The following is a 12282-nucleotide window of genomic DNA, read 5'->3' on the forward strand; positions in this document are numbered from 1 at the left end:
GGAGCAAGCTCCCTCGCCACGGAGTTTCCGAGCGCGGTTCCAGTAGGTCATTTCAGCTCATTCAGGCTCGCCAGCCCCCCTAAATCAGTTGATTGCAGCCCCTCCAGCCGAGCCCTGTCACAGAACCGTCATTCCCCACCCCTAGCGTGCCCTCCCAGTTGCCGGGCCGTTGCCTGGCGGATATTCGGATTCCTGGGGGAGGACCACCATGCAGCACCGCACCAGCACCGCCGGGCTCGTCGGTTTTACGTTTACCGCCTTGGCCATGGCCATGGCCGTGGCGAGCGAGCGCTTGAGCGCTGCCGAGCCATCGGCCACCGAGCACGTCGAGGTGGTCGGCCAGGCCGCCAGTATCGACCAGGCCCTCAAGGAGCAACGCAGCGCCGACAGCATCAAGAGCGTGGTGCATGCCGACGGCGTGGCGCAGTTGCCGGATGAGAACGTCGCCGAAGCGGTGCAGCGCCTGCCGGGCATCAGCGTCGAGCGCGACCAGGGCGAAGGTCGCTTCGTCAGCGTGCGTGGGCTGGGGCCGGACCTCAACAGCGTGACCATCAATGGCACGCTGGTGCCGGCCCCGGAGAGCGAGCGTCGCGCGGTCGCCCTCGACGTGCTGCCCTCGGAGCTGGTGCAGTCGCTGTCGGTGATCAAGACCCTGACGCCGGACATGGACGCCAACTCCCTGGGTGGCACGGTGGACGTCAAGAGCCTCTCGGCTTTCGACCATGATGGCCTGTTCTACACCGGCAGCAGCGAAGCCAGCTATGACAAGAACACCGCCCAGACCAGCCCGAAATTTTCCGGCGCCATCAGCGATCGTTTTAGCCTGGGCGACGGCATCGACAACTTCGGCGTCGCTGCCGCGTTGAGCTGGCAGAAGCGTGACTTCGGTTCGGACAACGTCGAAACCGGCGGTGCCTGGGACTTCGAGCAAGGCTCGCGGCTCGAAGAATTCGAGCAGCGCGACTACGACATCCGCCGCGAGCGCGCCGGTGGCGGGCTGAATTTCGACTACAAGCCCGACGATTTCAGCAGCTATTACCTGCGCACGCTGTACAGCCGCTACAAAGACACCGAAACCCGCAACGCCGCCAGCATTGCCTTCGACAACCCGCAGGCACCGGGCGAAATCGGGCCTGCCGAGGGCGAACGCAAGCTCAAGCAGCGTGAAGAGACCCAGGAAATCCAATCCTATGTCCTCGGCGGCGAGCGCCTGTTCGGTCTCTGGACCTTGAGTGGCCAGGCCGGCTACAGCGAGTCCAGCGAGGACAGCCCCGGCCATATTGCCGGCGCAACGCTCAAGGGCATCGATGATTTTGACGGCGGTTTCTACGACAGCGACAAGCCGCGGCCGATCATTGGCCCAGGCTTCTACGATCCCAACAATTTCAGCCTCGACAAGGTGGAGTGGGAGCAACAGAAAACCACCGACACCGAGAAGAACCTGCGCCTGGATCTGGCCCGCGATTACGACTTGAAAGGCTACGCCTCCCAGGTGAAGTTCGGCGGCAAGGTCAGCCGGCGCGACAAGGACAACGATCTCGACGCCTGGGTCTACGAGGATTTCGATGACCTGGGCTTCACCGACGAGCAACTCAATCTTGGCCAGTTCCAAAAGGGCACCGTGGATTACCGCCTCGGCCGGTTCGGTCCGGGTATCAGCGCCGATGCGATCAAGCAACTGCTGGGAGGTCTCGATCGCGATGCTTTCTTCGATGAGCAGGAGTCGCGGGTCAACGACTTCAAGATGAGCGAAGACATCAACGCCGCCTACCTGATGAACACTGTCGATGTCGACGATTGGCGCTTCATCGCCGGCATGCGCTACGAGGGCACCGAGTTCGAGGCCAAGGGCACCGGCGTCACCGACGGGGTCTTCACCGACACCGATACCCGCCGCCGATATCACCATTGGCTGCCGGGTTTGCACGCGCGTTATCAGCTGGACAAGAACACCCAGGTGCGCGCGGCCTGGACCAAGTCCGTGGTACGGCCAACCTTCGGCCAATTGGCGCCGGGCTTTGTCATCGACGATGACGAGGCCACCTTCGGCAACCCGGACCTCAAGCCGCTGGAATCGAGCAACCTGGACCTGGGCATCGAACACTTCATGGGCCGCGCCGGCACCGTCTCGGCGTTCGTGTTCTACAAGGACATCCAGAACTTCGTCTACAACACCGACCTGGCCGGCACTGGCGCCTGGACCGATTTCGCCGAAGCCCACAGCTTCGCCAACGGCGACAGCGCCAAGCTCTATGGCCTGGAACTGGCTTACTCGCAAAAATTCGATTGGCTGCCAGCGCCATGGAACGGCCTGCTGCTGGGCGGCAACGCGACGTTCAGTCGATCCGATGCGCAAATCGAAGGGTTCGACCAGGCCAGCGGCACCCGGCGCAAGCGCAGCATCGACCTGCCAAACCAGTCGGACACGGTCGGTAACCTGATGCTGGGTTGGGAAAACGACAAACTCAGCCTGCGCCTCTCTGCCAACTACAAATCGGCCTACCTGTATGAGCTGGCCTCCATCAGCGACCGCGACCATGACCTGTATGTCGATGCCCAGACCTTCGTCGATTTCAGTGCCCGCTATTCGCTGACCAAGAATCTTCAAGTCAGCCTGGAAGCCCAGAACCTTACTGACGAGCCGTATTTCGTCTACACCGGCCACCGCTCCTACAACGGCCAGTACGAGGAATACGGACCGACCTACAAGCTGGGGCTGACGTTTACCCATTTTTGAATAGACACCCATCCCCCTGTGGCGAGGGAGCAGTTCAAGTTTGGCTCCATGAAAAGGATTTTTCCGTTGAATACAAAGCTGTCTTTACCCAAGCATTACCTGCTGGCGTTGATCGCCTGCCTGATGACCAGCCACGCACAGGCCGCTCCGAGCCTGAAGCTGCAACCCTGGGCACAGAACCTGTCGGCGAACGCGCTGGCGTTCCTGCCTGGCGAGGCCGCCACCGGGCGGTTGTTGGCCGGACGCGATGGGTTGTTGCTGCTCGATGACCAAGGGCGTGAACTGACCCGCTTCAACGGCGCGTTCGATAGCCTGGATACCCGCGCCCTTGGCGCAAACGTGCTGGTGACCAGCCTCGACAGCGGCCGCCAGCAAGCGCTGCTGGTCAGCCTTGATCCGCAGACGCGCCAGTGGGGCACACCGCTTTATCTGCCAGTGCGGGATTTTCCGGTGAACGGCCTGTGCCTGTACCGCGACGAGGCGAGCAATCTCTTCGTGTTCCTGGTGGGTGAGGAAGGCCGGGGCGAGCAGTGGCTGGTGGGCCATGGCGAGCAGCTCAGCGAGCCCGCGCAACGGGTGCGCGGCCTGCCGCTGCCGCCGGATGCCACGACGTGCCAGGTACAGGACGATGCCAACCAATTGTTCGTCAATGAAGAGCGGGTGGGATGGTGGGCTTACCCGGCGTCCTCCGAGGCCGAGTCCGTGCGGGCGCCCGTGGCGATGCGAGAACCGTTCGGTGACATCCGCCAAGTGGCGGGCGCCATGGCTGCGCTGCCCGGGGGGCTGGTCGGTTTGGACCCGCAAACGGCGCAACTGCACCTGTATCAACACCGGGACCAAGCGTGGGTCGCCCAGGCCAGGGTGCCGCTAACGGGCCTGAAGGAGCCGGAAAGCCTCGCCGTGCGCCTGACGAAAACCGGCGCCCAACTGTTGCTGCGTGACGATGACAACGGTCGTCTCTACCAAGGTGAGATCAATTGGCAGCCCGCACCGGTGCCGTCGACGCCGAAATTGCCCAACGTGGCCGCCATCGCCCAGAGCGAGCCGGTCGCCCGTCAAGGTGATGCGGCGGATGACCCGGCGATCTGGGTCCACCCGATCACACCCGCCCTGAGTCGAGTGCTGGGCACCAACAAGAAGCAAGGCCTGTTGGCTTACGACCTGCAGGGCAAGTTGCTGCAAGAGCTGCCGGTGGGTCGCCTCAACAATGTCGATGTGCGCAGCGGCTTCAAGTTGGGCTCGCAGACTGTCGACCTGGCCGTCGCCAGCAACCGTGACCGCAACAGCCTGAGCCTGTTCAGCATCGATCGCGCCAGCGGTGAATTGCGTGAAGCTGGCGAAGTCCCGACGCCGCTCAAGGAAATCTACGGGACCTGCCTGTTCCAACCCGACAGCGGCGAGCTGTTTGCCTTCGCCAATGGCAAGGATGGGCAATACCTGCAATACCGCTTGCACGCTGCGGATGGCTCGATCAAGGGCGAGTTGGTGCGCCAGTTCAGTGTCGACAGCCAACCCGAAGGCTGCGTGGCCGACGACCTGCGCCAACGATTGTTTCTCGGCGAGGAAGACGTCGGCGTCTGGACAATTGATGCCCGTGCCGACCAACCGGCAACCCTGGGCAGCGTGATCAAGGTCGGCGCGCAACTGCACGCCGACGTCGAAGGCATCGCCTTGTACCGAGGCGCCGGCCACGACTACCTGGTGATTTCCAGCCAGGGCAATGACAGCTATGTGGTGCTCGATGCCCAGCCGCCCTATGCCGTGCGCGGTGCCTTCAGGGTCGGGTTGAACGCCGCGGCGCGAATCGACGGTGCTTCGGAAACCGACGGCCTGGAAGTGGTTTCCGCCAACCTCGGTGGACCCTGGAGCCAAGGCATGTTGGTGGTCCAGGACGGGCGCAAGCGCATGCCCGAGCAAGCCCAGAACTTCAAGTTCGTGCCTTGGGCCGACGTGGCGAAAGCGCTAGGCCTGCCTTGAGGGGCGCCGTCATCAACCGGTCACGAACATTTCATGCAATAGCAGCCCGACAGGAGTTCAACCCATGCAAGCCACACTGGAACATATGACGATCTGGGGCTTGATCAGCGACGCGAGCCTGCTGGTCAAGGCGGTCATGCTCACATTGTTATTAGCTTCGTTGCTGAGCTGGTACCTGATTATCCAGCGCAGCACGGTGCTGCAGCGCAGCGAGCGCCAATTCAACGGTTTCCTCCAGCGCTTTCGCAGCAGTGCCGATCTGCTGCCGCTGTACCGCGAAACGGCCCAGGCCCGAGCGGAGGACGGCGGCGTGTTGCCGGTTTTCCACGCCGGTTACCAAGCGTTCACCCAGTTGAGCCTGCCTTCGGGCAGCCCTGCCGTGGTGCTCGAAGGCGTCGAACGCTCGCTGCACGTGGCGATCAGCGAACAGGAGATCCAGTTGGAAAAGGGCCTGCAGTTTCTCGCCACCGTCGGCTCGGTCAGCCCTTACATCGGTCTGTTCGGTACCGTCTGGGGAATCATGAATGCCTTCCTGGGATTGTCCCAGGTGCAACAGGCCAGCCTTTCCACCGTGGCGCCGGGCATCGCCGAAGCCTTGATCGCCACGGCCATCGGCCTGTTTGCCGCGATTCCGGCGGTGGTTGCCTACAACCGATTGGCGGCGCGCGGGCAAACGCTGCTGACCCGTTATTACGCCTTTGGCAACGAATTGCAGGCGCGCTTGCATCACAAGCTGCACGGCGCCTCGGTAAACCTGGCGACGGCCGCGTGAAGGGAGAGGGCAGATGCTAGTCAAGCCGCAACGCAAGCACGGGCCCAAGGCCGAAATGAATGTGGTGCCTTACATCGACGTCATGCTGGTGTTGCTGGTGATCTTCATGGTCACCGCGCCGATGCTGACCCAAGGTGTGAAGATCGAGCTGCCCAAGGTTGCCAGCGAAGCCTTGGCCAACGACAGCCGCCAGCGGATCCTGACGTTGTCGGTGAAAGCCGAGGGCGGTTACTACTGGAACCTCGGCGGTGAGCTGGACACCCATCAGCAGACCGACAGCGCGGTGGACCTGGAGCAACTGCGCATGAAGGTGGCACAAGTCGTCGCCGAGCACAGCGATACCCAAGTCTATATCCGGGCCGATGGCCACGCCGATTACGCCCGGGTCGTCGCCGCCATGGCGGCCCTGCAGCAAGGCGGGGTAAGCAACCTGGGACTGGTGACCGAGGCTGAGCGATGACGGCGATGATCATGCACGGTTCGTCCACGGGTTGGCCCGCGCTTGGGCGTGACGGTTTTTGGAGAAACGGCTTGGCGGCAGGCGGTGCCGTGGCGTTGCACGCCGCCGTTGTCGTCATGCTGGCGGCGGGTTGGACGGTGGAGAAACCGCTCGTGGAGGCGCCTCGGGTGTTGCGTACGCAACTGGTTATCCTGCCACCGGCGCCGATTCCCGAGGCGCCCGCGCCCGTGGCAGTTGCCGCGCCGCCATCGATCGAAGCGCCTGCGCCACCGGTCGAGGCGCCACGTCCCAAGCCGGTCGAGACAACGCCTGATCCGCAGCTCCAGGCAAAGAAGCTGGAGCAGGCCGCCATAGCTCGCAAACGGGTCGAGGAACGCAAGCGCGAGCAACAGGCCGATGAGCAACGGCAGCGCCAGGAAAACGAACGTCGTCGGCAAGAAGCCGAGCAGCAGACTGCCCGGCAACAGGCTGTCGAGCAACAACGCCAGGCCCAACAGGTCGAAGCGCTCGCCCAGCAGCGTCGTGCCGAACAGGCGCGCCTGGCTGCCGACAGCCGCAGCTATCTGCCCCTGAGCAAAGAGGCCCCGGACTATCCGCAACGGGCACTGGACAAAGGGTTGGAAGGCGATTGCACCGTGGAATACAGCGTAACGCCGGAAGGGGAGATCGAAAACCCGAAGGCGCTCGATGGCTGCCACCCATTGTTCATCCGACCGTCCCTGGCGGCCGCCCGGACATTCCGCTACCAGCCGCGGATCGTTGATGGCAGGGCGGTCACGGTGCCGGCGGTCAGAAATACGTTTCACTACCGAATCAAATAGTCTGGTGGGCCTCGGTGGTGGGCCGGTGCTGGCGCAGCAATTCGATTTGTTGGGCGGGGACCAAGGTGCGCAACGATTTATAAAGCGCCCGGGTTTCCAGCAGGTTCCACACGCGCAACATGGTTTCCAGCGCATCGAGGGGTTTGCTGATGAAGTCGCGCGCCCCTAGTGCCAGGGCACGCAGGCGAGTGTCGCGGGTAGCGTCGGCGGTCAGCACCAGGATCGGCAGATAGTCATTGGCCGGGATCCGCCGGTTGAGTTGCTCCAGCACGGCGAAGCCGTCGAATGCGGGCATGTGCAGGTCGAGGATGACCAGGTCCGGCTCGAAACTGTTGAACAGGTCGAGGGTGCGCAACGGCTCGGTGCTGCTCAGCACATTGTGCAGCCCCTCGCGGGCCAGTAATTGCTCCATCAGGTCCAGGTTGGGGCGCTGATCGTCAATGATCAGGATGCGCAGATCGCGATTCATGCGGACTCCGGTAGATAACGTTCGAGATGGCCGAGGAAGGCCTGGATATGAATGGGTTTGGTCAGGATCGCCGTCGCACCCGCGTCGTGCAAGGCGCGGTGGGTCAGGTCGCTGGCATCGGCGGTGATCATCAGCACCGGTGTGGACGCGGTGGCCGGGGATTGGCGCAGGCGGCGCAGGACTTCCAGGCCTTCCAGGTCAGGCAATGTCACGTCCAGCAGGATCAGTTGCGGCGCATGCTGGCGAGCCAGGTCGAGGCCCATCTGGCCTTGCATGCTCGACAACAACTGGATGCCAGGACGGCGTTGCATCAGGGTTTCGATCAGGGCCAGGCTCGACAGGTTGTCTTCGATGCACAGCACCTTGCCGTCGAACTCGGTGCGCGGGCGCGCCACTTCCAGCGTAACCATGGGGGGCAGCTGAGACCCGGATACATGAGCGCAGGGGAGTTGCAGGGTGAAGCAGCAGCCTTGTCCCGGATCACTGTGGACTTGCAGGGTGCCTTGCATCATTTCCAGCAGGCTCTTGCTCAAGGAAAGCCCGAGTCCTGTGCCTTCGACCTGGGGATCCGCGCCGAGGCGTTCGAACGGTTTGAACAACTGATCCAGCAGTTCGAGGGCGATGCCATGCCCGGTGTCGCTGATGGCAATGCTGACGTTGGGGGCTTGGAAAATGACCTCGATGCGCACCTCGCCACCCGGCTGGTTGTACTTGATCGCGTTGGAAAGCAGATTGAGCAACACTTGGACCAGACGCTGGCGGTCGGCAAGCACACCGCTGCCATCGGGCAGCGAAGGCAACTCGGCAAGACGGATCCCGGCATCGGCCGCCATCGGCGATACCAGTGTCAGCGCTTCGTGGAGCACGGCCGGCAGCGCAATCGGTTCGATGTTCAGCGGCAGGCGGCCGGCCTCGATCCGGGCGATGTCGAGCACTTCGTTGATCAATGCCAGTAAATGCTGCCCGGCACGCAGGATATGACTGACATGGGGCCGCTGACCGGCAACGGAATCCATGTCCAGCAGTTGGGCGAATCCCAGGATGGCATTCAACGGTGTGCGCAGTTCATGGCTCATGCGCGACAGAAATTCACTCTTGGCCCGACTGGCGCTTTCCGCTTCTTCACGGGCCTTGCGCAGTGCTATCTCGGCGGCTCGCCGGTCGGTGATGTCGCGGGTGATCTTCGAAAAACCGCGCAAGGCGCCAGTGCTGTCGTACTGCGTGGTGATCACGACGCTGGCCCAGAAGCGGCTGCCATCCTTGCGGCAACGCCAGCCTTCTTCCATGTAATGGCCGTCGCGGGTGGCCTCGCGCAGGGCCATGTCCGGGTGTGCCGGGCATTCTTCGGCCAGGTAGAACAGCGAGAAATGCCGGCCGAGCACTTCCTGTTCGGTATAGCCCTTGATCCGCTCGGCGCCGGCATTCCAGGTGATGACGTGGCCTTGGGCGTCCAAGGCGAAGATCCCGTAGTCCTTCACGCCATCGATGATCAACCGTAGGCGTTCTTCGTTATCACGCAAGGCGCGCTCACGCTCGGCGAGCAACTGCCCGGCCTCCACCAGGCGGGTGCCCAGTTGGCCGATTTCGTCCCGCTCCGGCGGTTGCGGCAACAGCGGTTGGCCCAGCGCCAGGCGTTGGGCGTTGCCTTGCACTTTCTGGACCCGGGCGACGATGCCCTTGGACAGGAACAGCACCGCGACGACAGCGCCGAACAGCCCGCACACCGCTGCGAGCAGGGTGGCGAACAACAAGCGCATGCGCGTGGCCGAGGCGGCGGCGCTGCGCTCGGCGAGCAGGGCGTCCTCGCGGATACGCATGGCGCTGATCTGTTCGCGCAACACGTCAAGCACCTGTTTGTTTTCGATCAGGATCGCGGTAATGGTCGCGGTGTCGTCGCCCTTGCCGGTGCGCAAGGCGAGCAGCCCGGCGAGCTTCTCGGTAATCAGCGGGGTAATCGTCTTGAGGTGCTCGCGCATCCTGGCGTCGCGGATATTGTGATCCAGGCGCTGCAACGCGGCCTGGATCTTCGGTGTGGCCTGCTCGTAGCCGGGCAGGAAATCTTCGCGCCGGGTCAGCAGGTAACCGCGCACGCTGGCCGCCGCCTCGGCCAGCAAGGTGTGCACGGCCTGGATATCGCCTTGTACCAGCAACACTCGGCGAACGTCTTCTTCGGCGCGGGCAGTCTGGCGTTCGGTGATGTAGATCAGCACCAGCGACAGCAACAGGATCACCAATGGAAGGGAAATCACCACCAGCGCCTTGCCCCGCAAGGGCAGGTTGGCCCAACGACGGGCTGCTAGAAATCTCATGGTCAGTGTCCAGACGGTTGGGCGACGAGGCCCAGGGCGACACCGCGCACGGCGGCCTGGGTCCGGTCGGCGGCGCCAAGCTTGCCGATGACCCGCTCCACGTGCGCTTTCGCCGTGCCCGGGGCAATGCCGAGTTTCTCGCCGATCTCACGGTTGCTGAACCCGCTGGCCACCAGGCCGAGCACTTGGCGTTCGCGGGTTGTCAGGGCTTGCACTTGCGGGGCTCCGTTGGCGCCACGCTCGGTCATGCGTCGCAACAGGCGGGCGCTGACCGAACTGTTCAAGGCTTCTTCGCCTCGGGCGACGCGGGTGAGCGCATCGAGCATTTCGGCGCGGCTGGCGTCCTTGAGCAGATAACCGACCGCGCCCGCGCCGATGGCGGCTTCGAGGTGGTCGGGGCTGTCGTCCATGGTGAAGATAATGACTTTGATCCGTGGCTGGCGCTGTTGCAGGATGCGCGCGGCGCCGAGGCCGTTGAGCACCGGCATGCGGATATCGAGGATGGCGATGTCCGGTTGCAGTCGTTCGCACATGTCCAACGCCTCCTGACCATCGCGGGCCTGGCCCACGACTTCGAACCCCTCGGTTCCGGCCAGCATGGAAATGAACCCTTCGCGGGTGACTTCGTGATCATCGGCCAGCAGCAGGCGCAAGGGACGGTTCATGCAGGCACTCCGTGAGCTGGCAGGGGCACGCTGGCCAACAGGCGAGTGCCGCCGTCGGGTTCACTGCAACAGCTCAGGCTGCCGCCCAGCAGACTGGCGCGTTCCTGCATCGCTGCAAGCCCCAGGTGACCGGCACCCTGGGTTTCGATGGGCGGTTGCAGGGCAAATCCTCGACCATCGTCCTCGACCCGCAACGCCACCCAGCCGTCGCGCATGGCCAATCCCAGGGACACCCGACTGGCCCGGGCATGCTTGAGAACATTGTTGATGCCTTCCTGGGCAATGCGGAACAGCGCTATTTCGATGTTGCCCGGCAGGCGCGCGACGCTGTGCTCGACCCACTCCACCGCCAGGCCGGCGTCGCGCAGGCGGTCGGCTTCCTTGTCGACGGCCTTGTGCAAGCCGAAATCATCCAGCACGTGCGGCCGTAAGCCGCCGATGAGCTGCCGGCCTTCGCCGACGCAGTTCTGGGCGAGGACGAGGATGGCTTGCAGTTCGTCGTCCAACGCGGTCGGCAGGGGCGGGCAGCGACCGGCAAATCCTTGCAGGCGTTGATGCAGTCCGGCGAGGTTTTGGGCCAGGCCATCGTGCAGGTCATACGCCACGCGCTTGCGCTCGTCTTCCTGGGCGCTGAACAGCCTGTGGACCAGCTCGGACATGGTGCGCTCGCGGGCCTGGAGGGTTTGCAGCAGTCGGCTGTTCTCCAGATGCGCGGCCAGCAGCGTCGCGAGCAATTGCAGTGATTCGATGTCTTCGTTGTCAGGGGCGCCCAAGGGCACGCTGTTGCCCAGCAGCAGGGCGCCGAACACGATGCCGTCCGCGCCTCGCAATGGCATGCGCAGGACCTGCGCCAGGGCTTTTCCCGGGCAGTCCAACCACTGCGGTTCGGGCGCCGACGGGTGCGCGAGGCTGGCAAGCAAATCGAGTCCATCGCCGCTGCCGTGGCTGGCAACGGTTTGCAACGTGGTTTCCGGTGTCCATTCCAGCAACAGGCCATGGTCCATGGCGACAAACGCACACGCCCGTTGCACCGCGCGCTGGCGCATCTGCGCCAAAGGCAGCCGGGTCAGCTCATGGCCGGTGCCCAGCAAAAGCCCCAGGCGTGCCGCCCGGCTCTGCGATTGGCGATATTGGCTGCGCATCGCCAGGGCGCTACCTGGGTCGTGGGGTGGGCTTTGCATGGGGAAACTCCAGCGTGGAAGGGCACCGGCCCAGTAAGTGAATGGCTTCATTAGACCTTGTGATCAATACCGGGACTATCTGCCGAATGGCATAGGCGATCGGCACCGGTTGGCCGATGGCGAGCGCCACGCAGGTCGGCAAAGTGGGGCCATTGAAACCCAAAGGACCACAACGATGAAAATGAAAACCTGTGCCATCGCCGCTTTTTTCCTGCTGGCTGCTCCATTTGTCCACGCTGCGGAAACCGTGCCGTTCGTGTATCGCACCGTCGCCGAGCAACCGCAGAAGCAAACCGACCGGGAAATAGCGGGGCTGTTCGACCGCTGGAACGCGGCACTGCAAACCGGCAGCGCCAGCGCCGTGACCGCTCTCTACGCGCCGGATGCGATATTGCAACCGACTGTTTCCAACAAGGTGCGCAGCACGCCTGAGCAGATCCAGGATTACTTCGTGCGCTTCCTGGCAGGCAAGCCGGTGGGCGTGATCAATTACCGGGAAATCCGTCACCTTGGGCCCGACGCGGCGATGGACAGCGGAGTTTATACCTTCACCCTGACCCAGGCGGACGGTTCCAAGCGCGAAGTCCAGGCGCGCTACACCTTCCTCTACGAGCGACTCGACGGGCAGTGGAAGATCATCAACCATCACTCGTCGGCCATGCCCGAAGTGCCGAAGACACTTCACGCAAGCCACTGAGATCGGCGGTAACTTCGGACCAGGGGGCGGCTGAAATCCTGTGGCGGTTGGAGATCCGATGTGTGAGCGAGCCTGCTCGCGAAAGCGGTTGCACAGTCAACGAAGATGTTGGCTGTGGTTCCGTCTTCGCGGGCAAGCCCGTTCCCACAGGTTTTTTGTGTTGTTGCATGTGCCAGATGTCGCCGCAGAACCAA

Annotated in this window: 10 protein-coding genes; 6 read left to right on the forward strand and 4 right to left on the reverse strand. The window is 63.5% G+C overall.

All coding sequences use genetic code 11. The annotated features are described in order from the left end of the window. Positions 1-208 precede the first annotated feature (208 nt). From OC610_RS11615 to OC610_RS11635, 5 genes are all read left to right on the forward strand, one after another. Entirely contained in the window at positions 209-2737 is a 2529-nt protein-coding gene (locus OC610_RS11615) for a TonB-dependent receptor (protein ID WP_264427896.1), read from the forward strand. 48 nt (positions 2738-2785) lie between these two features. Then, positions 2786-4714: a phytase gene (locus OC610_RS11620; protein WP_408636573.1), complete on the forward strand. Its 1929-nt coding sequence runs from the start codon at positions 2786-2788 to the stop codon at positions 4712-4714. Between the two features lie 64 nt (positions 4715-4778). Continuing rightward, on the forward strand, positions 4779-5486 hold the full coding sequence (gene tolQ, locus OC610_RS11625) for a protein TolQ (protein WP_258647204.1): 708 nt from the start codon (positions 4779-4781) through the stop codon (positions 5484-5486). Positions 5487-5499: 13 nt separating this feature from the next. After that, entirely contained in the window at positions 5500-5946 is a 447-nt protein-coding gene (gene tolR, locus OC610_RS11630; RefSeq protein ID WP_030140679.1) for a protein TolR, read from the forward strand. Further along, the gene (locus tag OC610_RS11635; RefSeq protein WP_264427897.1) at positions 5943-6767 is read left to right on the forward strand and encodes an energy transducer TonB; all 825 of its coding nucleotides are present in this window, start codon (positions 5943-5945) and stop codon (positions 6765-6767) included. The genes tolR and OC610_RS11635 overlap by 4 nt, the downstream gene beginning before the upstream one ends. On the opposite strand, the gene OC610_RS11640 is transcribed toward OC610_RS11635, so the two are convergent. The 4 genes from OC610_RS11640 to OC610_RS11655 are packed head-to-tail and all read right to left on the reverse strand — an operon-like array spanning position 6760 to position 11391. Further along, complete coding sequence (locus OC610_RS11640; protein WP_030140681.1) at positions 6760-7236, reverse strand: response regulator; 477 nt, start codon at positions 7234-7236, stop codon at positions 6760-6762. The two genes, OC610_RS11635 and OC610_RS11640, sit on opposite strands and share 8 nt — an antisense overlap. Then, positions 7233-9545, reverse strand: coding sequence for an ATP-binding protein (locus tag OC610_RS11645; protein ID WP_264427898.1), 2313 nt, complete (start codon positions 9543-9545; stop codon positions 7233-7235). Before OC610_RS11645 ends, OC610_RS11640 begins: the two co-directional genes overlap by 4 nt. 2 nt (positions 9546-9547) lie before the next feature. Next, positions 9548-10210, reverse strand: a complete 663-nt coding sequence (locus OC610_RS11650; protein WP_264427899.1) for a response regulator — start codon at positions 10208-10210, stop codon at positions 9548-9550. Then, positions 10207-11391, reverse strand: a complete 1185-nt coding sequence (locus OC610_RS11655) for a sensor histidine kinase (protein ID WP_264427900.1) — start codon at positions 11389-11391, stop codon at positions 10207-10209. The genes OC610_RS11650 and OC610_RS11655 overlap by 4 nt, the downstream gene beginning before the upstream one ends. A 175-nt stretch (positions 11392-11566) precedes the next feature. On the opposite strand from OC610_RS11655, the gene OC610_RS11660 reads away from it, so the two are divergent. Beyond that, positions 11567-12088: an SgcJ/EcaC family oxidoreductase gene (locus OC610_RS11660; RefSeq protein ID WP_264427901.1), complete on the forward strand. Its 522-nt coding sequence runs from the start codon at positions 11567-11569 to the stop codon at positions 12086-12088. Positions 12089-12282 lie beyond the last annotated feature (194 nt).

The organism is Pseudomonas agronomica (assembly GCF_025917275.1).
Taxonomy (GTDB): domain Bacteria; phylum Pseudomonadota; class Gammaproteobacteria; order Pseudomonadales; family Pseudomonadaceae; genus Aquipseudomonas; species Aquipseudomonas agronomica.